The 21435-nt window shown below is 46.1% G+C and carries 23 protein-coding genes, 1 pseudogene and 1 other annotated feature; of the genes and pseudogenes, 16 read left to right on the top strand and 8 right to left on the bottom strand.

From position 1 onward, the window contains the following. Positions 1-141 precede the first annotated feature (141 nt). The 3 genes from MPHASIOC01_RS05130 (at position 142) to MPHASIOC01_RS05140 (ending at position 2010) form a co-directional block, all read left to right on the top strand. Entirely contained in the window at positions 142-900 is a 759-nt protein-coding gene (locus MPHASIOC01_RS05130; RefSeq protein ID WP_064595709.1) for a YdiY family protein, read from the top strand. A gap of 265 nt (positions 901-1165) precedes the next feature. Beyond that, positions 1166-1408: a hypothetical protein gene (locus MPHASIOC01_RS05135; RefSeq protein WP_353614118.1), complete on the top strand. Its 243-nt coding sequence runs from the start codon at positions 1166-1168 to the stop codon at positions 1406-1408. Between the two features lie 263 nt (positions 1409-1671). Beyond that, on the top strand, positions 1672-2010 hold the full coding sequence (locus MPHASIOC01_RS05140) for a GlpM family protein (RefSeq protein WP_064595707.1): 339 nt from the start codon (positions 1672-1674) through the stop codon (positions 2008-2010). A gap of 110 nt (positions 2011-2120) precedes the next feature. On the opposite strand, the gene MPHASIOC01_RS05145 is transcribed toward MPHASIOC01_RS05140, so the two are convergent. From MPHASIOC01_RS05145 to MPHASIOC01_RS05160, 4 genes are all read right to left on the bottom strand, one after another. Then, positions 2121-4112 (bottom strand): methyl-accepting chemotaxis protein, encoded by a 1992-nt coding sequence (locus tag MPHASIOC01_RS05145; protein WP_353614119.1) that lies wholly within the window; start codon positions 4110-4112, stop codon positions 2121-2123. A 206-nt stretch (positions 4113-4318) separates the two neighbouring features. Then, positions 4319-5908 (bottom strand): EAL domain-containing protein, encoded by a 1590-nt coding sequence (locus MPHASIOC01_RS05150; RefSeq protein ID WP_064595703.1) that lies wholly within the window; start codon positions 5906-5908, stop codon positions 4319-4321. Positions 5909-6274: 366 nt separating this feature from the next. Beyond that, complete coding sequence (gene betT / locus MPHASIOC01_RS05155; protein WP_064595701.1) at positions 6275-8272, bottom strand: choline BCCT transporter BetT; 1998 nt, start codon at positions 8270-8272, stop codon at positions 6275-6277. Positions 8273-8617: 345 nt separating this feature from the next. Continuing rightward, complete coding sequence (locus MPHASIOC01_RS05160; protein WP_064595700.1) at positions 8618-9058, bottom strand: multidrug/biocide efflux PACE transporter; 441 nt, start codon at positions 9056-9058, stop codon at positions 8618-8620. 115 nt (positions 9059-9173) lie between these two features. Here MPHASIOC01_RS05160 and MPHASIOC01_RS05165 point away from each other — a divergent pair, with 115 nt between their 5' ends. Further along, on the top strand, positions 9174-10061 hold the full coding sequence (locus tag MPHASIOC01_RS05165) for a LysR family transcriptional regulator (RefSeq protein ID WP_064595698.1): 888 nt from the start codon (positions 9174-9176) through the stop codon (positions 10059-10061). An 83-nt stretch (positions 10062-10144) separates the two neighbouring features. Here MPHASIOC01_RS05165 and MPHASIOC01_RS05170 read toward each other — a convergent pair whose 3' ends face one another. The 3 genes from MPHASIOC01_RS05170 to MPHASIOC01_RS05180 form a co-directional block, all read right to left on the bottom strand. Next, positions 10145-10906 (bottom strand): MBL fold metallo-hydrolase, encoded by a 762-nt coding sequence (locus MPHASIOC01_RS05170; protein ID WP_064595696.1) that lies wholly within the window; start codon positions 10904-10906, stop codon positions 10145-10147. Between the two features lie 66 nt (positions 10907-10972). Continuing rightward, positions 10973-11698 carry an alpha/beta hydrolase gene (locus MPHASIOC01_RS05175; RefSeq protein ID WP_353614120.1) on the bottom strand — a complete coding sequence of 242 codons (726 nt, stop codon included), beginning with the start codon at positions 11696-11698 and terminating at the stop codon, positions 10973-10975. 43 nt (positions 11699-11741) lie between these two features. Further along, the gene (locus MPHASIOC01_RS05180) at positions 11742-12401 is read right to left on the bottom strand and encodes an HD domain-containing protein (RefSeq protein ID WP_064595692.1); all 660 of its coding nucleotides are present in this window, start codon (positions 12399-12401) and stop codon (positions 11742-11744) included. Positions 12402-12601: 200 nt separating this feature from the next. On the opposite strand from MPHASIOC01_RS05180, the gene MPHASIOC01_RS05185 reads away from it, so the two are divergent. The 6 genes and pseudogenes from MPHASIOC01_RS05185 to MPHASIOC01_RS05210 all read left to right on the top strand — a co-directional run bounded on the left by MPHASIOC01_RS05185 (position 12602) and on the right by MPHASIOC01_RS05210 (position 15871). After that, entirely contained in the window at positions 12602-13567 is a 966-nt protein-coding gene (locus MPHASIOC01_RS05185) for a GlxA family transcriptional regulator (protein WP_064595690.1), read from the top strand. Positions 13568-14125: 558 nt separating this feature from the next. Next, positions 14126-14378: pseudogene (locus MPHASIOC01_RS05190) on the top strand (antiterminator Q family protein); the annotation flags it as partial. 195 nt (positions 14379-14573) lie between these two features. Beyond that, the gene (locus MPHASIOC01_RS05195) at positions 14574-14801 is read left to right on the top strand and encodes a hypothetical protein (RefSeq protein ID WP_064595688.1); all 228 of its coding nucleotides are present in this window, start codon (positions 14574-14576) and stop codon (positions 14799-14801) included. Positions 14802-15139: 338 nt separating this feature from the next. Then, a complete protein-coding gene (locus MPHASIOC01_RS05200; RefSeq protein ID WP_064595686.1) occupies positions 15140-15352 on the top strand; it encodes a cold-shock protein in 213 nt (70 codons plus the stop codon). A 13-nt stretch (positions 15353-15365) separates the two neighbouring features. Beyond that, entirely contained in the window at positions 15366-15557 is a 192-nt protein-coding gene (locus tag MPHASIOC01_RS05205; RefSeq protein WP_353614121.1) for a hypothetical protein, read from the top strand. A gap of 86 nt (positions 15558-15643) precedes the next feature. Then, positions 15644-15871 carry a hypothetical protein gene (locus MPHASIOC01_RS05210; protein WP_353614122.1) on the top strand — a complete coding sequence of 76 codons (228 nt, stop codon included), beginning with the start codon at positions 15644-15646 and terminating at the stop codon, positions 15869-15871. Between the two features lie 163 nt (positions 15872-16034). Here MPHASIOC01_RS05210 and MPHASIOC01_RS05215 read toward each other — a convergent pair whose 3' ends face one another. Then, positions 16035-16139: a YnaM/YnfT family protein gene (locus MPHASIOC01_RS05215; protein WP_353614123.1), complete on the bottom strand. Its 105-nt coding sequence runs from the start codon at positions 16137-16139 to the stop codon at positions 16035-16037. Positions 16140-16806: 667 nt separating this feature from the next. On the opposite strand from MPHASIOC01_RS05215, the gene thrS reads away from it, so the two are divergent. The 6 genes from thrS to pheS all read left to right on the top strand — a co-directional run bounded on the left by thrS (position 16807) and on the right by pheS (position 21434). After that, entirely contained in the window at positions 16807-18735 is a 1929-nt protein-coding gene (gene thrS, locus MPHASIOC01_RS05220) for a threonine--tRNA ligase (protein ID WP_064595681.1), read from the top strand. A 3-nt stretch (positions 18736-18738) separates the two neighbouring features. After that, positions 18739-19281 (top strand): translation initiation factor IF-3, encoded by a 543-nt coding sequence (infC, locus tag MPHASIOC01_RS05225; RefSeq protein WP_072006946.1) that lies wholly within the window; start codon positions 18739-18741, stop codon positions 19279-19281. 90 nt (positions 19282-19371) lie between these two features. Next, positions 19372-19569 (top strand): 50S ribosomal protein L35, encoded by a 198-nt coding sequence (gene rpmI, locus MPHASIOC01_RS05230; RefSeq protein WP_001124225.1) that lies wholly within the window; start codon positions 19372-19374, stop codon positions 19567-19569. A gap of 158 nt (positions 19570-19727) precedes the next feature. Continuing rightward, positions 19728-20084, top strand: a complete 357-nt coding sequence (rplT, locus tag MPHASIOC01_RS05235; RefSeq protein WP_013366084.1) for a 50S ribosomal protein L20 — start codon at positions 19728-19730, stop codon at positions 20082-20084. A gap of 113 nt (positions 20085-20197) precedes the next feature. After that, positions 20198-20322 (top strand) — a sequence feature (Phe leader region). Beyond that, on the top strand, positions 20203-20247 hold the full coding sequence (pheM, locus tag MPHASIOC01_RS05240) for a pheST operon leader peptide PheM (protein WP_106120997.1): 45 nt from the start codon (positions 20203-20205) through the stop codon (positions 20245-20247). It overlaps the preceding feature by 45 nt. Before the next feature lie 128 nt (positions 20323-20450). Further along, complete coding sequence (gene pheS / locus MPHASIOC01_RS05245) at positions 20451-21434, top strand: phenylalanine--tRNA ligase subunit alpha (RefSeq protein WP_064595678.1); 984 nt, start codon at positions 20451-20453, stop codon at positions 21432-21434. Position 21435 lies beyond the last annotated feature (1 nt).

The raw sequence follows: 21435 nt of genomic DNA on the forward strand, positions 1-21435 counted from the left end.
CAAAAAATGAAATAAGAATTCATTGCTATGTTATTCGGAGATTTTTATAATTTGTAACCTTTCCTGGGCACATAATCCGTTGATCCTCGGAAAAGTTTCCGGGACCTTTGTGGTCTCTTTTTTTGTTGTGCGGACATTATAATGAAGCTTTTTAAGACAGTACCTGCGGCAATGTTGCTGGCAGGGGGAATGCTGGTAAGTCATATCGCCAGCGCAGATGATTCTGTTTTTACTGTCATGGATGACCCTTCGACGGCAAAACAGCCGTTTGAAGGATCGGTTAATGCGGGTTACCTGGCGCAGTCAGGTAACAGTCGCAACTCTTCGTTAACGGCGGACAGCACGTTAACCTGGTACCAAACGTCCACTGCATGGTCTTTGTGGGGCACAGCGAATAATACGTCTTCCAACGACGAACGTTCTTCTGAAAAGTACGCAGTCGGTGGGCGTAGCCGGTATAATATGAACGGTAGCAACTACCTGTTTGGTCAGGCCAGTTGGTTATCAGACCGTTATAACGGCTACCATCAACGTGACGTGCTGACGGCAGGTTATGGTCGCCAGATCCTCAATGGTCCTGTTCATAGCTTAAGGCTGGAATTCGGTCCTGGTGTTCGTTATGACGAGTATACCGATGGCACGGATAAAACGCAGGCATTAGGTTATGCTGCCGGTTCTTACACCTGGCAGTTCACTGACAATGCTAAGTTTATCCAGGGGGTTTCCGTTCTGGGCAGTGATGACACGACAGTCAACTCTGAAACAGGGCTGGAAGTTGCGATTAACGCCCATTTTTCTTTGAAAGTGGCTTATAACGTAACCTGGAATTCTAATCCACCTTCAACTGCACCTGATCACACTGACACCAAAACATCAGTTACATTGGGTTATAAAATGTAAATCACTGGGCCGAATATATCGGCCCATTTTTTTATTTCTCTCTTTTGTTGTTTTAATTGTTTTAAAAAACCATTCTGGATTACTTTCTTTAAATATCCTTACACTTCGTTCCATCCTTCCTTCATTTTTTATTGCTACTTTTTTGCATGTGTTATTTTTGGCACAAATAGTTAAATAATCGCACTGGAAAAAAGTGTGATCCAGATCTACCATAATGATATGGCTTAATCAGGCCAGAATAAATGAGTTAACCGAGAAAAATATTATGAAAACTGTAAACATTACCGTCGCAGCCCTGGTGCTGTCAGCGATGTCTTTTAGTACATTTGCTGCGCAGAGTACACAAACTACCTCATCAAATACGACCATTACAGCAACAACCGCTAACCTACAGCATGCCAGTGATATTGAAGCTGGCTCTAATATTGCGCAGAGGTCACAAAGCACCGGGCAGTCCATGGATGATGCATTTAACGTATACACACTGGTTGCTGGTGGTTGGTCGTAATAACATTGCTTATTGATATTATATTATCTTATGAAGAATAAAGCCGGAGAACGTTGTACCGGTTTTTCTTATCCAAAACTCACTCCCTTTCATCAAAAAACTGGTGCTGAGAAATAATTTGCGATAACCAATACTTAGGAATTTTTTATATATTCGGTTATTTAGATTGTTTGTCCAATACCATTCGTTAATTATTGTTTTCTGGTGTTGAACCCCCCCTGTTGGTATGCTGCTGTCTTTATACCAGACGTTTGGTGGGTTAGATGGGGTTATTGTTTAAATCAGTGATTGGTGCTGCGGTTGTTGTCCTGATAGCTTTACTTTCTCGCACCCGCAATTACTACATCGCGGGGTTAGTCCCCTTGTTCCCAACCTTTGCATTGCTGGCTCATTACATTGTTGCCTCTGAACGAGGAACGGCTGCGTTGCGCACTACTGTTATTTTTGGTATGTGGGCTATCATTCCCTATTTTGTTTACCTGCTGGCGTTGTGGTACTTCAGTTCATTAATGAGAGTGCCTCTGGCATTAGTGAGTGCCGTATCATGCTGGGGTGTGGCAGCCTGGTTACTGATTGTTTGCTGGACCCGGTGGCATAGCTAACGCCGTGACAATAGACTATCTGCATATCATGTGTGTATGACATATGTCATATGACAAAGAGCAGGGGGAGCGACCTGAAAACGCTCCCCCTGCTGTTGATGTGCATAAACTTAATCCGCAGTGTCTGCCAGCATTAGTGCTTCCTGAGGCGCCATTGCATGCGAACTAACGGTTAACTGGAAAAAGGCCATCGTTTCTTCCAGTACTTTTGCCTGCTCCTCCAGTGACATTGCTGCCGCTGAGATTTGCTGCACCAAAGAGGCATTTTGTTGTGTGGCTGTGTCCATTTCATTGACTGCGATAGTCACCTGGCTGATACCCTGAGTCTGTTCATCCAGAGCCTGAACGATGCCAGTTATGACGTGCTGAATATCTTCGACTGCCGTCATAATTTGCTTCATCATTTTGCCGGTATTATTAACCAGTTCCACACCGTGAGTGACGCGCTGCGCAGACTCATCAATTAACTCTGAAATTTCTTTTGCTGCATTAGCACTGCGTTGTGCAAGGTTTCTTACTTCCCCGGCAACAACTGCAAAGCCCCGGCCTTGTTCACCGGCCCGGGCAGCTTCAACGGCAGCGTTAAGCGACAGAATATTAGTCTGGAAGGCAATACCATTGATGATGTTGGTAATATCATTGATTTTGCTGGAACTCTCATCAATTTGCGACATGATAGTGACAACCTCACTCACCAGGGTGCCGCCCTCGGCAGCGATGCGTGTTGCGTCATTTGCCAGAGAAGTTGCAGTATGAGCATTATCCGCATTGTTTTTTACCGTTGATGTGAGTTCTTCCATACTGGCCGCAGTTTGTTCGATTGCCGCAGCCTGTTGCTCCGTACGTGACGCAAGATCCAGGTTTCCGGCGGCAATTTCGGCACTGCCGCTACGTACTGAGTTGCTGGCAACATGAATGTCACTGACCATATCATGCAGGCGTGTTTGCATGGTATTCAGTGCGTAGAAAATACTTTGCTTATCTGAAGGGGCGACAGGAATAGAATTACTCAGTATTCCCTGTGAAACTGACAATGCTATCATTGCAGCATCGCCGGGTTCACCACCAACCGGGCGGGCTACTTTGCGGGTAAATATTAAGCCAATCACTACACTGACTACGATAATGCTCACCAGCATCAGCAAAAGTGACTGGGTCAGATCGCGCCATGCCTTAGCCATTACCACGCTGACCGGCGTGACAATGGCCAGTTTCCATGGTGTATTACTGTTACCTACTATAATGGGTTCCCAGGCAATAAAAGCGGGCTCTTTCAGTACTGGATCATCAAACTGGGTAACTTTTTCGCTGAACGGTTGGCCTTGCCATTTTTTACCTGTCTGTGCAGGCACAGGGCTTGCCACAACCCGTTGCCCGGCCGACAACAGTACGGCATAACCTGCGCCATCCCAGGGTTTAATGGCGTGAATGGTTTTTTGCAGTGTTTCCAGTGAAAAATCGGAAGTAACTGACCCCATAAACTCACCATTGCGTACAATGGGAGCAGCAATTGATGTCAGCATGACATCCACCCCGTTGTAAGGGTAAACATAGGGTTCAATGATGACGTCGGTTTTACGTTGTTTCGGCAGTAAATAATAATCGCCTGCGCCAGGCGTTGTGTAATCTACCAGGTTGTGTAACGCAGGGTTTCCGTCGGGGCCACGATCGACATATTTGGCATAGGAGCCAAAACTATTTTGCCCCGGTTTATTGGCGAACTCAGCGTCTTTACCATCGAATGCGTTATGTTCAAAACCGAGAGACATTGATAAAAAACTGGGGTGGGTGTTCAGGTATGTTTTCATCAGTTGATCAAGCCCGGCGCGGTTTGTCATTCCTGCCTCTTTCAGTGCCCATGCACTGTCCCCAAGATCGCGGGCAGTAACCAGTGCATTATTGAGTTGCCTTTGCACCTTGAGTGATTCACTTTGGGCTATCTGTTGGATATAACGTTTAGCGACAATCTCTTTTTGTGACATTGATTGCCAGGTCAGGTAGCCAATCGTAAGAACAAACCCTAGAGTGATGGTGAGAAAACTGCTGACCAACATCAATGTGCGGGTTTTGATTTTCCGTGGTGGAGTTGTAAGAAGAGCCATAGAGCCCCCAAAATGTAAAAAGAAATGCTCCTGCAGCGGTATTCCTTACTTGTGTTATCGGTTTCGGTTCGGAGAACGTTACAAATAAATCTCTGAACGGATACAATTCAGCAACAAAATGTGAGCAAACTTAAGCATCAGAAACTATGACTGCGCAGGATACTGGAGAGAAAGGTGAGTACGGTGCGTGATTTACCCCGCGCTGGTTAACCCATCGGGGAGTGTGGAGAGTATTCTTCGTTGCTATTTTGGGAAAACATTTCCTGTATTTCAGGCAACTCACGCGCCTTTGAAAAAAACCACCCCTGGCCAAGGGCATTCGGAAAATGTGCCAACAGGTAATCAACTTGTGCTTGTTTTTCAATACCTTCAAATACTACCGTCGGGTGCATGTTTTTTAATAAACTAATCAGGTTGGGGAGCAACACTTTATTGAGTGAATCGGTTTCAATAGAATCTGTTATCGACTTATCAATCTTTATTTCATCAATAGACAGGTGAGAAAGCCAGTTCAGATTGGAATACCCGGTGCCAAAATCATCAATAGCGATATTGACACCACTGAGTTTGAAGCGTTCAACCATCTCTTTAAGCGAATTGGTATTTGCACCCTGACGCTCAGTGATCTCAAGGACCAGGTTGCTGGCCGGGAATTGTGCATCTGTGATGGCATGTTGTAGAAAAAGGAGATAGTCAGTCGAACACAAGTCATGTGAGCTAATATTGATACTGATATAGAGGTTATGTTTCCTGACCAGCTCACCTGTATCATGAATAGCTTTTCGGGTAACGAGTTGTGTTATTTGTGTCATCAACCCTTTTGCTTCCGCCAGAGGAATGAAAATATCAGGGGAAATAAAACCAATATCCGGGTCTTTCCAACGTAGCAAGGCTTCAATACCAATAATTTTATTTTTTTTAAGATGGTAAATAGGCTGGTAAACCAGATGCAGTCGGTCTTTGTTAATCGCATCAAGCAGTCGTTTCTCAAGAGAACGTTTTTTATCGATATAAAGGTTGATGCTTAATGAAATAAGCAGGCCGATAAAAATAGAAATAAAAATTAGCGATGAAAGAAGCACCGCGCTGGCATTCACTATACTGTCTGGCTTACCACCCGCGATAACACAGAAATCGTACTGCTGTGAACAGGTTTTCCATACAAGAAAACGCAGGTTACTGGTGTTTTGTTTATCTCCTTCCAGCTTGTTTACATCACGGCCGTAGGTGATGATATTGTGTTGCTGATTTTTATTACTGATAATAAAGCTTAATTGGTGGCGGTCGGTGTCATCTTTGAAAGATCTGAAGACATAAGGTGATAACACAATAGCATAATTACCAAACAGCACCAGATCACCATAAATATTCTCATCAATGCCAGCATTGATAACCCAGGTGCTGTCTTTCAGTTTTATTTTTTGGTTATATAAATTAATTGCCAGAGGTGGGGATAGTTCATCCCATAATGCAGTACATATCATAGTATTGTTCTGCATCCAGCCAATGTCTTTGATCAACGTGAACGACCACAAACTGAGGCGTAAACGGCGTAAAAAGGCGGCGCTGCACGGGGTATATAACTCGAATGACTGGCTTTTGTGTTTTACAGTACTAATTTCGTTAAACAGCGTATTACTTCTGTTCGTCAATGCTTCAGAGAAGGCCTGAACATGCTGTTTACTGGCGGAATAAAACCAAGCTTCAGCCAGAATCATAACAATAGCCAGGGTCACAGCAGTAGTGGCAAGTGTAATGGGAAGACGCCTGTAAATAACCCGAAGTAATGTCTGCACTACTCACCTGAAAATGTCACATTGCCAGTATGTAAGTTACAGATTGATAGGGAATTCAATAAAAATCAAGTGGAAAAAAAATGAAGATGTGAGATATACCATCGCCGTCGGATAATTTAATTTATGGTGAGGTAATTGTATGGTTGATAAAAATAAATTATCTCATGACAATGATGAGATGATTTTAATTAAGTTGTTTGCTTTTCAATGAGATGGCTATCTAATTTTTGATGGGCTTGTTTTAATATGACCGATTCAGCTGTAAAACGGGATGCTAATTTTTTGAGGTGCAACGCCTGGGTATATAAACGGGCAGGGCATAACGTATCAGATAAGGCCCCTCTATTGGGTAAAGGGGCCTGCCCATTAGCGCACTAAATGCAGGAAGTGGAGGTGTTTTTCATACTGATCAAGAATGTCGTGAATGATTTGCTCCTGGTTCCAGCCCATCAGGTCGTAATCCTGTCCACCTTCTTTCAGGTAAACTTCAGCACGATAATAACGGTGTTGCTCAGCATTTTGACTGTCATTATCGAGGCCCGACATGGCAAATGCTGGCTGGCTATAACCGCGTAACCGGACTTCATAGATGAAATTGAGTGCTTCGCCTAAATCAACTTCCAGATGCAGCCTGTCGTCAGAAGATGAATCAATAACACTCCGTGTGCCCTGTTTGCCCAGTTCTTCTTCAACCAGTACCATGGCGGGCTGAATGACTTCATCCAGGAAACGTTTGACCTGAGAACGTTTAGGAAGATAAGAGATGTTTCGTAACCTGCGCTGCCACGGAATCGGGTTACGCGATGCAGTCGGTGCTATTGTTGCCAACGTCTGGCTGTCGCGTTTGGTGATATCCACTCTCAAGGCTTTAAGTAGCCCATAGATGGAAATCAGCAGGATAATTGAGAAGGGCAAGGCACTGGCTATTGTCACTGTTTGTAATGCACTTAACCCGCCAGCTAAAAGCAGTGCGATAGCGACAATCCCCATGGCGGCGGCCCAGAAAATACGTTGCCAGACAGGCGTTCGTTCTGCTCCGCCGGATGCCAGTGTATCAACGACCATTGCACCGGAGTCGGCTGATGTGACAAAGAAGACGACGACCATAGCCATAGCAATAAAGGACAGTACGGTCGAAAATGGGAAATGCTCAAGAAAATTAAACAGAGCGAGCGACACATCCTGTTGTACGGTATTGGCGAGGTCCAGGGCTCCTTTATCTTTTATCAGATAAATGGCGCTGTTCCCAAAAAATGTCATCCACATCAATGTAAAGCCAGCGGGCACAAACAGCACGCCAGTTACAAACTCACGAATGGTTCGCCCACGGGAAACACGGGCAATAAACATGCCTACAAACGGCGACCAGGAAAGCCACCATCCCCAGTAAAGTAAGGTCCAGCCACCCAACCAGTTGCTGGATTTTGGCTCGTAGGCATACAGATTAAATGTTTTACTGACTATTTCTGAAAGATAACCCCCGGTATTTTCAACAAAGGATTTCAGCAACAGAACCGTTGGGCCCAGAATAGCGACAAGCAACAGCAGTAACACGGCAAGGCCGAGGTTTAGCTCTGATAATATCCTGATGCCTTTATCCAGACCGGACACAACAGAGATTGTTGCCAGTGCTGTAATAACCACAATCAGAATGACCTGGGTTGTTTCATTTATAGGCACACCAAACAGGTGATGCATCCCGGCATTGACCTGCAGTACGCCATAGCCGAGCGAGGTGGAAACACCAAATACTGTACCGATGACGGCAAAAATATCAACGGCATGCCCCAATGGGCCGTAAATACGTTCGCCAATGATTGGGTAGAGTGCTGAGCGCAAGGTCAATGGCAACCCGTGACGATAACTGAAGAATGCCAGAATGAGTGCAACAATGGCGTAAATGGCCCAGGCATGCAGGCCCCAGTGGAAGAATGTAAGCCTCATTGCTTCTTTGGCGGCTTCCACTGTTTCAGGCGTACCTACTGGCGGTGAGAGGTAGTGCATTACCGGTTCGGCAACACCGAAAAACATCAAACCTATCCCCATACCCGCGGAGAACAACATCGCGAACCAGGAAACGTAGCTGAAATCAGGTAATGCGTGATCCGGCCCGAGCTTGATGCCGCCATAACGGGATAACCCAAGGAAGGTTACAGTCAGGAGGATGAGTGCGACGGTCAGAATATAAAACCAACTGGCATTGGTGAATATTTGTTGTTGTAGTGCTTTAAATTTTTGATCGGCTATTTCAGGAAATAGTGCTGCAAAAGCTACTACGATGACGATGAGTGCAGCAGAAATATAAAAAACGGGCGGATTAATTTGCTTGCGGGGAACACCCGTATTAAGTTCAGTCTGAGACATAGTGGTTATAGTCCGTTAAGTTAAAATTAGGTGATTTCTCCGTTTGACAAAAAGCCAGGATACCCGTCTATATTAGTATAATTCACTGTTTGTTGCAATTTTTGTGATATTAGTGATTGAACTGTCTTATTTTCTGGTGACGAAAAATTGCTTTAATCTTCGTGCCAGCCCATAAGGCAGAGTCCCATCCTGGCATATTACGATGGTATTACCTCGATAATCATCGTAATGAACACCTGACAGAACATTACCTACTTATATGGAGATTGGGGGGCCAGCGGGGCTTTATTCCATAACCGTTGTGTGCTGCCCGGCTGGCCCGGGCTCGACTGGTAAGTGAGTGTGCTACACACGCAGCCCGATAAAACGAGCTCGTAGTGTGTCATACCCCCAATTATAGAAAAGTGTATAGGGCAAAAAGAAAAGTAAAAAACCGACCTCAAGTAGAAACGCGTTCAGGAGTGTCGTACTGAGAAAAAAAGCAGCAAGTGAAACACCTATTATCAGAAAACCACCTTCAAATCCTGATGCATGAATAAGGCGTATTTTCAATGTCCTGGCTGTTTGATTATGGGGTACGAAAATATCAAATACTGCGTTATAAAGGATATTCCACAGCATGGCTGCAGTCGCCAGGAGCAGAGAAAGCATCCCCATTTCAAGCAGTTCACGTTGCATTATCCAGGCTGCCAGTGGTGCGAGTATTACCGTTGCTAACCCTTCGAAACAGATAGCGTGCAGTAATCGTTCAGGTAGAGTTCGGTGCACGGTATTGACTTTTTTCATATCTATTGTCCTTGTCATTACGGTAATCAACACAAATGTGTGATGTAATGACTGGCGATACTATCGATATTTAAGATAAAATAAAGATAGATACCATCTGGAAAATCGATACATTATGCGTTATTCCCCGGAAGCCCTGCTTGCCTTTGTCGAAACCGTCTCGGCAGGTTCATTTTCTGCCGCGGCACGGCGTCTGCGAAAGAGCCAGTCAACAATCAGCTCTGCCGTGGCAAATTTAGAAACAGACCTGGGTATCACGTTATTCGACCGTTCTGCCAGACAGCCAGTTTTGACACAACAGGGCGAGCAAGTGTTGAGCTATGTGCAGGCTATCCTTGCCGCCAGTAATAGACTGGATGATCTCGCTGTGTCATTGGTGGCAGAAACGGAAGCAAAATTGTCATTTGTGCTCTCCGACACACTGGATGCAGATGTCCTTGAAAATTTACTTGCCGGGTTCGCCAAACACTTTCCTCATACTGAATTTGAATGCCTGATTGGTGAGAACGAGGATGTTATTGATTTATTGCAAAAAGAGAGAGCACATATTGGTTTGATGGAAGCACGAGAGCATTATCCTAATTTTATTGGTGCCAGCCGTATGCCTTTACTCAGTTATATGGGGATTTATGCTGCTCCCGGACACCCACTGGCAATACGTGAGAGCCTGGTGTTTGATGAGTTACATGCCTGGCGAGAGTTACGGCTCACTACTTATATCGACAGAGGTGACAACGCGGGGCGTGGGCCTGTTTGGTCAGCACCAAACTATTTATTACTGTTGAGTATGGCTGTCCAGGGGTTTGGCTGGTGCGCGCTGCCCTGTGCACTGGTGGAGGAGTTCGCGGGTGAAGGAAAACTGGTGGCATTACCTGTCGCGGGCTGGCCCAGAGCACTGTCTGTTGATGTGGTCTGGAATAAAAATGCGCCACCTGGGGTGGCGGGGCGTTGGTTAAGAGAATATTTGCTGAATCGCAACCATGAACACCATACACAGAAGTGAACAAGGCCTGGTTTACCTGGCCGGATTTTTCTGAAAATTCAGCTATTCGGCGCGGCCTTGAGCAGTTTTGACACTAAATTTGACTAATCATGTTGGTGTCCACATTTGCCTGAAGCGCATGAATTGCCTCCCAGTCTCGCCAAAGCTTGAGCATGGCGCAGCACCTCTCGAGCCGCCAAAGGCCCCCCGTGACCCATGTGAAAACGCAGTCCGCCATTTTCCACCATCCGAATCAGTTCGCGCGACACAGTGGCGGGGTCATCTTCGAACGGTGGCCGGATTGCGCGTCCCTTCATCATTAATCCACCGATAAGAATGCCTGAGGCGACCAGGTCTCCGACCATCATGTCTTGTGAGGATAGCTCTACCGCAATTGATCCCGGTGTATGGCCCCCCGTGTGCCGCACGACACCATCTACTCCAAAATCGAGTAGATTGAACGCATTACCGTGGTTCATCATGATGTCAGGGATAAAACCTTCATACACTTCATGCGGAACTGGGGTCTTGAGAAACAATTTTCCGACCCAACTCGTCGTGCAATACGTCATCGGTTCCTTGCGGCTATAAAAATCTGCGTCGTCCTGATGAGCAAGAATGGGCGCACCTGACAATTTGCGCAAGTGTACGGCGCTGCCGGCGTGGTCGGTATGGGCGTGCGTGACGACGATCAGATTAATGTCGCGGAACGTCAGGCCATGTTGTGCAAGAACCTTACCGATCTTGAACTCTGATCCGGGAATGCCCGTGTCGATGAGTATGCAGCCAGCATCGCTGCGGATAAGATGAGCATTGACCATACCGAAGGGTAAAATCGGAATGGTAATAATCTGGGGTTGATACATGGATTATCCTTAGATATGTAAACGCCGATGACATTCGGCATATCGTATGCTGAGGTACGCATGACATTACTCCTGAAACAACCTACCGTTATGCATGTTACCACCACCTTGACATCCGGCAGCAGCCAGAGCGATGAAGTCAGCCACGACAAGCGGATGTGACAACATCGGAACATGGCTGGAAGCGACTCGTTTGATCGTTGCATTCATACGCGTGGCCATGCGTTCCTGCTCAACGGGCAGGATTGCCAAATCATTCTCGCCAATCAGATAGAAACCAGGACGACTGCGCCATGCGGCCTGTGTCAAGGTGCCGCCGAGTGCGGCGCCATTGATCGGGCCCTGAGTTGCATGCAGAATCGTCTGCTCGGTGGGATCGAGATCTTGTGCAAACAGGGTGGCAATACCTTTGGGGGTTAGCGACAGGAAGCCTTCTGCGTCGGGCCTGATTTCGTTATTGAGAGGAGCGGCTTCAAACTTGGCGAAGAGTGATCCTGCCGATTCTCCTGCGTCCGGTGCAAATGCGTCGATATAGACAAGCCGTTTCACCTTTGGTGCGTTGCCTGCCTGCCCGATCACTGCACCGGCATAGCTGTGCCCAACCAGAACGACATCCCCCTGCGCGAGCGCAATTGCACGGCTAACCGTCGCGACATCGGCATCGAAACTGGTAAGCGGGAGTTGGACGGCTGCGACAGTCATACCTTTGTCTCTCAGCAGTGGAATGACTTTGGCCCAGCTGGAGCCATCAGCCCAGGCACCGTGAACAAGGATGATGTTAATAGAACTCATGATATTTCTCCTTTGGTAATAATGGATTTGACGGGAAAGACTATTAGCCGTGCCAATGTGAGCATCGGATGAGGGAGCAGAAATTACCGCGATGGGAATGCGGTTCTTTGTCGGCGATCACGTCTGCCTTGACGTTGCCAAAGGTGGTAGCGGGCTTATGTTTGATGCCGTCGTAAAAGGCCTGGATGATATCTTCTTTGAAATCTGGTGTGCGGGGATAGGCTGCGACCACGGCCTCTCGGATTTCAGCGGAAAAGCGGTCATAAGTAAGACCCAGTACATCCATTTCGACGCCAGCGGTCGTCAGGGCGATCACCGGGTCCATGAATTCCGGTATACCCGGTGTGGTGTGCAGCGCAATGCCAGTCCACACTTTTTCAATGTCGGCCGGATCAAGCCTGTAGCTTTGCAAGAAGTCACGGGCGGCATTCGCGCCATCGACTTCGAAGCGAAGTTCGGTGCTACTATAAGATGGCATCAGGCCAATATCGTGAAACATCGTAGCGGCATACAGCAGCTCTGGATTGGCGTTCAGGCCACGTAGCTGCCCGGCGATGGCCCCGAAAAAGTAGACCCGGCTCGAATGATTGAAAAGCAATTCTGTTTCAGTGTCGCGTACAAACTCAGTGATGGCGCGGGCCAGGGTACTGTCGGGAACGACGATACCGTGAATCGCCTGCGCTGCGTAGTGAAGGCTTGTCAAAATATGTTTCCTGTTGTGTAGGTTGGTTTTCGAAGAAGGCCTTATAGCCTACCTACTCATCATCACGGCAACTGAGCCTGGCAGCAATCGCATTGCTACGCTGAAAGCTGCCAAGTGTCTGTGATAAACTGCCAAAGGCAGTTTTAGCGGGTTAGTTACCAGAACCTCGGATCATTTTTGACAAAAGTAAAAGGGTCCTGATGGCAAAGAAAGAAGTTGCACTTGTCATTTTCGAAGGCGTTCAGGCGCTCGACGTTGCCGGTCCGCTCGATGTGTTCACAACGGCTAATGGCTTTTTGCCCGAAGAGGACCATTACCACTGTGTCCTGGTGGCGGCCAGCACACAGCGTCTGCGCAGCTCCAACGGAATGTGGATGGTTGCTGACTTCACGTTCGATCAGGCCGGGCAATCTTTTCACACAGTTCTGGTGGCAGGTGGCCCGCATCTTCCTACCACTCTTCCCGACGCCGCCATGTCAGAGTGGCTAAGGCAGTGGGGTGTTGCGGCGCAAAGATATGGCTCGATTTGCACTGGCGCTTTCGCTCTGGGTCATGCCGGCCTTCTCGATGGGCGAACTGTCACGACCCATTGGCTTTGTTCGGAGCAGCTTGCAAGTCAGTTCCCCTCAGCGCGGGTCGAGCATGATCGAATCCATGCGCGCGACGGTCGGCTGGTGACCTCCGCCGGTGTGACTGCAGGCATTGACCTTAGCCTCGCTTTGGTTGGAGAAGATTATGGGCAGGCCATATCGCTTGCATGTGCCAAGGCACTTGTCGTTGTGGCACAACGGCAGGGTGGCCAATCCCAGTTCAGCCCGCTGCTTGTCGCTGGACGCGCTTCTGAAACTCCGCTGGGAAAGGTACAAACCTATGTTATGGAGCACATGGGAGAATCCTTTCCGGTTGAGCGGTTGGCGGATATTGGTGGTGTCAGTCCGCGCAGCATTGCGCGTCTCTTCGTAACAGAATTGGGCGTCACACCGCATGAATATGTGGAAGGAATACGTCTGGATCAGGCCCGAAACCTGCTTGAATCTACTGAGTTACCCCTCAAAACAATCGCTTTCGACTGTGGTTTTTCCGGCCCCGATCAGATGCGTAGTGCTTTTCAGCGGCGAATCAGCGTCACGCCCCTGCAATATCGAGGAAGCTTCAGACGCGTGTAAACGACCATTGTTCCGTGGTCTTTCATACAACTTCTGCCAAAACCAGACTTTATAATTTTACTGTATTTTCATGCAGTAGTTTGTTGTGAGAGGGAATAATGAAAAATGAGTTACCTATTGATCTGATGAAGAAACTTCCAGAAAAAATCATAGCAAAACCTGGACCAGGGTTACTTCCGAGGCTTAACGGCCAGGTCGTTTTGACGAGGTAGAATATAAAGGATGAACATCTTTTGCAGGAAACCAGGAAAAGAGCCGACCAGAGATTTTATTAATCGAGTGAACTTCACTGGAGCAGTTACGAAGAGTATCGCTGTTTGCGTTCCCCTGGCTGTTCCCGCCAAATGTTAACTGCGTCAATATGTCGCTTCGGGGGAAATAGTGTGCGGTTCCTACGCCTTTAATGTAGATGATCAATGGTATGACGTGGTCAGAAGGGCCGGTACAGCAGTTATCTATAGCTTCCCGTTAAATGGAAGATATCTGTTTTATCGAGTAAATGGATTAGTTTCATTGCGTCCCTTGCTTGAGGATGAAGAAATATTCACTCAGAAGGGTGAAATGCGGTTGTCATGCAGTGATAACGTTGGACTGATTATCGAGAGCTGTCTTTGCCGGTTGAAAGAAAAACGGCCGGACGAACACACTTGGTAATAATGCACTATTTTTATGGTATCCCCAAAAGGCGGCTTGCCCGGATGAGGAAAAAGATGAAAAGCTGATCTGTGCCGAGTTACAGATGGCTGAAGGGTTTGTAGATGGTTGCCTGTCAATGCTGAATGTCAGGTTGGATATGGATATCGAGTTTTGAATATCTGACTCAGAAATTTATTTTTGCCAGCCTGTCTTCGGTGGGCAGGTTTATGTCGAAAGCGGACATAAAAAACAATATATGTCAGTAGTAAGTAATAAACAGGTCAATAGTCTGCATGCGAGTGTATTACGACAGGTAATCAGGCAATGGATGTGATACGGTTGATTTTTAATCGATGAAGTGGACTGTGTAATGAAAAAGGTGATGGTTTTCTTCAACCATGAGCCTGTGGTTGCTCTTTCAGTAATGAGTGGGGTTTCAACAATTCGACGTTCTTATCCCAATGGAGAAGGAGTATCTTTAAAAATTATGTCAGTAAGTGTGTCAGAACCGGGATTCGAACAAAAAATTGTACATGTCGCATCTGACCGGGAGTTGTCTTATGATGAAATAAAAAACGCTGTCAAAAAACACCTGTGAATTTGTGCCTTTTTCCCTAAGAACATTTATTACGACGATTTTTTACTATAACTATCAGTGCCATGAGTTTTCTTTTTATGCAGTTAAATTTTTGTTGACTTTTTTCTGATTTTACCATTTTAACTGCCATTAAATTAAGGTTTGCAATGAAGGATAGATTGTGTGTTAATGAATGTCTGGTTTGATTTGCAGATACTTTTTGCTGGTTTTTAAGTGAAATATTCTTATCTCTAAGTGTCCTCTCGATATCTCTTTTTTGAGCTTCACACGTTGATTTGCTTTCATCTGTAGTCAGACTGTCATGCCGCAAGGTAATCATATTGAAAAGGTAATTAATTATGTCTACTACAATGACTGGTAAAGTTAAATGGTTCAACCCGGAAAAAGGGTTTGGCTTCATTTCTCCAGCGGATGGAAGTAAGGATGTTTTTGTCCATTACTCAGCTATTCAGGGAAGTGATTATAAGACATTGTTTGAAAATCAGGATGTTAGATTCATTCTTGAGAATGGAGCCAGAGGCCTCGCCGCATCTAATGTGGAGGTGATTTAAGGATGTCTCAAAATTGATGCCAAAAATACACTTTCGTTGCCCAAAGTGTCATGGATCACAATACCGAGTGTCATTGCTGAATATAACAGAAAAAAATCCTTACGGTGCAACGTGTGTGTTTTGTAAATCTGTAATGATAAAAAATGCAGATTATATTTTTAAGGCTGCAAGTCCTGTTCTTAGCTTAGTGAAAGACAGGTCATGAAGGCAAATTATGGGCCTGACATTGACGTCCGGTTTAAAACCCTTCGAGTGTGAGCATTTTTGTCTGTTCATTGATGGGGAAAATATATGAAAGATGTGTTGGTTTTTTTTGACAATCAACCAGTAAAAGTTGTTAATGTCACTGCTCCAGAAAAGACGGTATTATGTGAGTGTGTATCTGGTGAGGCGGTTGAGCTTGACATCATGGTTGCAGGAATTCATTCAATCACTGGTGACCATAAAAAAATATGCATTGCTACAGATAGAGAGTTGAATCCGGACGAAATTGTCATTGCGGTCGATCTTCTGCTCTGATTTAGAATATATCATAAGAACTTGCTGGAAAATTTAAAGAGTTGGTTACGCAGGCCACTGATAAAATCAGTGGTTTTTTTTGGATGCTTCTATGACTTTTTGCGTGGCCACGATGAAATGCAATAATATTTTTAATATAATAAATTTTCCTTTCTGGACCTCATCAGAATTTATCCGGATTATTTGACACACCTATCCAGAGCTGAATAACACCAACTATAGTTAACAAAATAGCGGCTAAGGTGCCAGCAACAAGCATTAATGTCATAAGGAAAATTCCTGAAAGGTTATGTATCTACTGGTTAGACAATGACTTTTATGGATGGTTTGCTTTTCTTTAAATATATTTATACAAGGTACTCCATTTTCAGTCTACGATAATGGGGAATGCTAATTTTTAATTTAAGAAAGGATGCTAACGTGTTCTGAAAATGATGGTGTACTGTTATAGGAGCGTCACAGAGACGCAACGCTTATTAGTTCAGAAACCTCGTTTGCGCGGTTTTTTTGCGTTTAGTGGCTTAATGCCTGGGCTTCTGGCCCCACAACTACATTCTTAACTTTATGCATGCACTGGTTTTTCGGGGGGATTACCGAACCTCTAATGTGGTCGCGATAAACGCCAGATTCGAAAAAGAGCGGTGCAGCACAAAACTCAATGTCAACATCCGGGAGTCTGTGCTGCTATCTTATTGATGGATTGCGCGATGAAGATTGAAACCAAAGGAAAACATGGTTGATTGACCTCAAAGCGTGTACTATTCGGGGCGAGCTTATCAATTGCCCACAGGCTACATTTGGTAATTTGTTCACTGAAATGTACACATTCCGCAGAGTGAAGCGAGAATCCCTGTGTAATCTGTTGATAAATATGTTAAATATGATTTTGTATGTGATCTTTCGTGTGGGTCACCACTGCAAATTAAGGAATTAGAATGCCTGTAATTACGCTTCCTGATGGCAGTCAACGTAGTTTTGACCATGCTGTAAGTCCACTGGATGTTGCGCTGGATATCGGTCCAGGGCTGGCGAAAGCCTGTGTTGCCGGGCGGGTAAATGGTGAACTGGTTGATGCGTGTGATTTGATTGAAAGCGACGCAACCCTGGCTATCATTACCGCAAAAGATGCTGAAGGGTTGGAAATCATTCGCCACTCTTGTGCTCACTTATTGGGGCATGCCATCAAGCAATTATGGCCTAAAACAAAAATGGCTATTGGTCCGGTAATTGACAATGGTTTCTACTATGATGTTGACCTGGACCACACCCTGACTCAGGAAGATATTGACCAGCTGGAAAAGCGTATGCACGAGCTGGCAGAGAAGAATTACGACGTCATTAAGAAAAAAGTGTCATGGGCAGAAGCACGCCAGGCATTTGTTGAACGCGGCGAAAGCTACAAAGTCGCGATTCTTGATGAGAATATCAGTCATGATGACAGACCTGGGCTTTATCATCATGAAGAATATATTGACATGTGCCGTGGGCCACATGTGCCAAATATGCGTTTCTGTCACTATTTTAAATTGATGAAAACGGCAGGTGCATACTGGCGTGGCGACAGCAATAATAAAATGTTGCAACGTATTTACGGCACTGCCTGGCCAGATAAGAAACAATTAAATTCTTATCTGCAACGCCTGGAAGAAGCAGCAAAACGGGACCACCGTAAAATTGGTAAGCAACTGGACCTGTATCATATGCAGGAAGAAGCACCAGGTATGGTGTTCTGGCATAATGACGGCTGGACGGTCTTCCGTGAACTGGAAACTTTTGTTCGCTCCAAGTTGAAAGAGTACCAGTATCAGGAAGTGAAAGGGCCATTTATGATGGACCGTGTGCTGTGGGAAAAAACCGGGCACTGGGACAACTATAAAGATGCCATGTTCACCACTTCTTCAGAGAACCGTGAATATTGCATTAAGCCAATGAACTGCCCGGGTCATGTGCAAATTTTTAATCAGGGTTTAAAATCTTACCGTGATTTGCCGTTGCGTATGGCTGAGTTTGGTAGTTGCCACCGTAATGAGCCTTCCGGTGCGCTTCATGGACTGATGCGTGTGCGTGGCTTTACTCAGGATGATGCGCATATCTTCTGTACAGAAGAGCAGGTGCGTGATGAAGTAAACAGCTGTATTCGCATGGTCTACGATATGTACAGCACCTTCGGTTTTGAAAAAATCGTTGTTAAGCTGTCTACTCGCCCTGATAAACGCATTGGTACTGATGAAATGTGGGACCGTGCTGAAGCAGACCTTGCTGTGGCACTTGAAGAAAATAATATCCCGTTCGAGTATCAACCGGGTGAAGGCGCGTTTTACGGGCCGAAAATTGAATTTACTCTGTACGATTGTCTCGATCGTGCATGGCAATGTGGTACTGTCCAACTGGACTTCTCTTTGCCGTCTCGTTTGAGTGCATCTTACGTGGGTGAAAATAACGAACGCCAGGTGCCGGTTATGATTCACCGTGCAATTCTGGGTTCAATGGAACGCTTTATTGGTATTCTGACCGAAGAGTTCGCCGGTTTCTTCCCAACCTGGCTGGCTCCTGTTCAGGTTGTCGTTATGAATATTACTGACGGACAGGCAGAATATGTGAACGAATTGACCCGAAAATTGCAAAATGCGGGCATTCGTGTAAAAGCAGACTTGAGAAACGAGAAGATTGGCTTTAAAATCCGCGAGCACACTTTACGTCGGGTGCCCTATATGTTGGTCTGCGGTGATAAAGAGGTCGAAGCTGGCAAAGTGGCCGTTCGTACCCGCCGTGGTAAAGACCTTGGCAGTCTGGACGTAAATGAAGTGATCGAGAAGCTGCAACAAGAAATTCGCAGCCGCAGTCTTCATCAAATGGAGGAATAAGGTATTAAAGGCGGAAAACGAGTTCAAACGGCGCGTCCGAATCGTATTAATGGCGAGATTCGCGCTCAGGAAGTTCGCTTAACAGACATTGATGGCGAGCAGATTGGTGTAGTGAGTCTGAGAGAAGCTCTGGAAAAAGCTGAAGAAGCCGGAGCCGACTTAGTAGAGATCAGCCCTAACGCCGAGCCGCCAGTTTGCCGTATTATGGATTACGGTAAATTCCTCTATGAAAAGAGTAAGTCTTCTAAGGAACAGAAGAAAAAGCAGAAAGTTATCCAGGTTAAGGAAATTAAATTCCGTCCTGGTACTGATGAAGGTGACTATCAGGTAAAACTCCGCAGCCTGATTCGCTTTCTCGAAGATGGCGACAAAGCCAAAATCACCCTGCGTTTTCGTGGGCGTGAAATGGCACACCAACAGATCGGTATGGAAGTGCTTAATCGCGTGAAAGACGATCTGAATGAACTGGCAGTAGTCGAATCCTTCCCTACGAAGATCGAAGGCCGTCAGATGATTATGGTGCTTGCGCCGAAGAAGAAACAGTAGGCTACCAAGTAACCAGGCCGGTAGAGCTTGCTCCGCTGGCCCGGTTCGCCTTTGTTTCATTTATTAACAATGCGAAGTGGAAGTAAAAAAATGCCAAAAATTAAGACCGTACGCGGTGCTGCTAAGCGCTTCAAAAAAACCGGTAAAGGTGGCTTTAAGCATAAGCACGCTAACCTGCGTCATATTCTGACTAAAAAAGCGACCAAACGTAAACGTCACCTGCGTCCGAAAGCCATGGTTTCTAAAGGCGATCTGGGTCTGGTAATTGCGTGCCTGCCGTACGCATAAGTCGTTAACTTTAAACTTTTATCGCCCAACAGGTTGGTATTTTCCGGTAACAGTTACTGATTCCCGGTCTGTTCAGACAAGAGTCTGCAGGAAGAGAATTAGTCTGGCTGAGTAAATACGCCAACCGGGCTTACAGAATATAGATACAGGAGAGAGCCATGGCTCGCGTAAAACGTGGTGTGATTGCACGTGCACGTCATAAGAAAATTTTGAAACAAGCTAAAGGTTACTACGGTGCGCGTTCTCGCGTATACCGCGTTGCCTTCCAGGCTGTTATCAAAGCTGGTCAGTACGCTTATCGTGACCGTCGTCAGAAAAAGCGTCAGTTCCGTCAACTGTGGATTGCACGTATCAACGCAGCAGCACGTCAGAACGGTATTTCTTACAGCAAATTCATCAATGGCCTGAAAAAGGCTTCTGTTGAAATCGACCGTAAGATCCTGGCTGATATCGCTGTATTCGACAAAGTGGCATTCACTGCACTGGTTGAAAAAGCGAAAGCAGCTCTGGCGTAAGCCAGATGGAGAGGGAGCATATGCTCCCTCTTTTCATTTGTTGCAAACGGGATTGACATTTCGCAACAAAATCAGTTGAATAGAACCGTTACACCTGACTAAAAAGGTAACTGCAAGCATGAATGCTGCTATTTTCCGCTTCTTTTTTTACTTTAGCGCCTGATTCAGGGGGGCTTTGCGCGTAAGAAAAGAAACGGAAAATAAGCGCTAAAAGCCTCCAGATGGAGGCTTTTTTTTTACCTTTCCCGGCCCCTTTGCCAGACTTTTGAGCAGCATTATGATGGCCGGGTAAACAAAGGCTAAGGCTTGTCGTTTTCGAACCGAGACTAACTACTCCGGCAATTGTGCCGGCACAAGAGGAATACCATGCCACATCTCGCAGAGCTGGTTGCAAGTGCAAAGGCAGCCATAAACGATGCCCAGGATGTCGCCGCGTTAGATAATGTACGCGTTGAATATCTGGGCAAGAAAGGGCACCTGACCCTCCAAATGACAACCCTGCGTGAACTTCCCCCCGAAGAACGTCCTGCAGCTGGCGCGGTAATCAACGAAGCCAAAGAACAGGTTCAGCAGGCACTTAACGCACGCAAGGATTTTCTGGAAAGTGAAGCGTTAAATGCCCGTCTGGCCGCAGAAACCATTGATGTGACCTTGCCAGGGCGACGTATTGAAAATGGTGGCCTCCATCCGGTAACGCGCACGATTGACCGTATTGAAAGCTTCTTCGGTGAGCTGGGCTTTACCGTGGCAACCGGCCCGGAGATTGAAGATGACTACCACAACTTCGATGCTCTGAATATTCCGGGCCACCACCCGGCCCGTGCAGACCACGACACTTTCTGGTTTGATGCAAGACGTCTGTTGCGTACACAAACATCAGGTGTGCAGATCCGTACCATGGAAAACCAGCAGCCGCCGATTCGTATCATTGCGCCTGGTCGTGTATACCGTAATGATTACGATCAGACACACACGCCGATGTTCCACCAAATGGAAGGGCTTATTGTCGATAAGAACATCAGCTTTACCAATCTGAAAGGTACGCTGCATGATTTCTTGCGTAACTTTTTTGAGGAAGACCTGCAAATCCGTTTCCGCCCGTCTTACTTCCCGTTCACTGAACCTTCTGCGGAAGTGGATGTAATGGGGAAAAATGGTAAATGGCTTGAAGTGCTGGGTTGCGGCATGGTGCACCCGAACGTTTTACGGAATGTGGGTATTGATCCAGAAGTCTATTCCGGCTTCGCGTTCGGCATGGGGATGGAGCGTTTGACTATGTTGCGTTATGGCGTAACTGACTTACGTTCATTCTTCGAAAACGATTTACGTTTCCTCAAACAGTTTAAATAAG

This window comes from Mangrovibacter phragmitis, from assembly GCF_040429585.1.
Classification (GTDB): Bacteria; Pseudomonadota; Gammaproteobacteria; order Enterobacterales; family Enterobacteriaceae; genus Mangrovibacter; species Mangrovibacter phragmitis.

Bases quoted from the DNA above. Each gene is read 5' to 3' on its own strand.
- MPHASIOC01_RS05130 (WP_064595709.1), top strand. From the start codon at position 142: ATGAAGCTTTTTAAGACAGTACCTGCGGCAATGTTGCTGGCAGGGGGA.
- MPHASIOC01_RS05135 (WP_353614118.1), top strand. From the start codon at position 1,166: ATGAAAACTGTAAACATTACCGTCGCAGCCCTGGTGCTGTCAGCGATG.
- MPHASIOC01_RS05140 (WP_064595707.1), top strand. From the start codon at position 1,672: ATGGGGTTATTGTTTAAATCAGTGATTGGTGCTGCGGTTGTTGTCCTG.
- MPHASIOC01_RS05145 (WP_353614119.1), bottom strand. From the start codon at position 4,112: ATGGCTCTTCTTACAACTCCACCACGGAAAATCAAAACCCGCACATTG.
- betT (WP_064595701.1), bottom strand. From the start codon at position 8,272: ATGTCTCAGACTGAACTTAATACGGGTGTTCCCCGCAAGCAAATTAAT.
- MPHASIOC01_RS05160 (WP_064595700.1), bottom strand. From the start codon at position 9,058: ATGAAAAAAGTCAATACCGTGCACCGAACTCTACCTGAACGATTACTG.
- MPHASIOC01_RS05165 (WP_064595698.1), top strand. From the start codon at position 9,174: ATGCGTTATTCCCCGGAAGCCCTGCTTGCCTTTGTCGAAACCGTCTCG.
- MPHASIOC01_RS05170 (WP_064595696.1), bottom strand. From the start codon at position 10,906: ATGTATCAACCCCAGATTATTACCATTCCGATTTTACCCTTCGGTATG.
- MPHASIOC01_RS05175 (WP_353614120.1), bottom strand. From the start codon at position 11,698: ATGAGTTCTATTAACATCATCCTTGTTCACGGTGCCTGGGCTGATGGC.
- MPHASIOC01_RS05185 (WP_064595690.1), top strand. From the start codon at position 12,602: ATGGCAAAGAAAGAAGTTGCACTTGTCATTTTCGAAGGCGTTCAGGCG.
- MPHASIOC01_RS05195 (WP_064595688.1), top strand. From the start codon at position 14,574: ATGAAAAAGGTGATGGTTTTCTTCAACCATGAGCCTGTGGTTGCTCTT.
- MPHASIOC01_RS05200 (WP_064595686.1), top strand. From the start codon at position 15,140: ATGTCTACTACAATGACTGGTAAAGTTAAATGGTTCAACCCGGAAAAA.
- MPHASIOC01_RS05210 (WP_353614122.1), top strand. From the start codon at position 15,644: ATGAAAGATGTGTTGGTTTTTTTTGACAATCAACCAGTAAAAGTTGTT.
- MPHASIOC01_RS05215 (WP_353614123.1), bottom strand. From the start codon at position 16,139: ATGACATTAATGCTTGTTGCTGGCACCTTAGCCGCTATTTTGTTAACT.
- thrS (WP_064595681.1), top strand. From the start codon at position 16,807: ATGCCTGTAATTACGCTTCCTGATGGCAGTCAACGTAGTTTTGACCAT.
- rpmI (WP_001124225.1), top strand. From the start codon at position 19,372: ATGCCAAAAATTAAGACCGTACGCGGTGCTGCTAAGCGCTTCAAAAAA.
- rplT (WP_013366084.1), top strand. From the start codon at position 19,728: ATGGCTCGCGTAAAACGTGGTGTGATTGCACGTGCACGTCATAAGAAA.
- pheS (WP_064595678.1), top strand. From the start codon at position 20,451: ATGCCACATCTCGCAGAGCTGGTTGCAAGTGCAAAGGCAGCCATAAAC.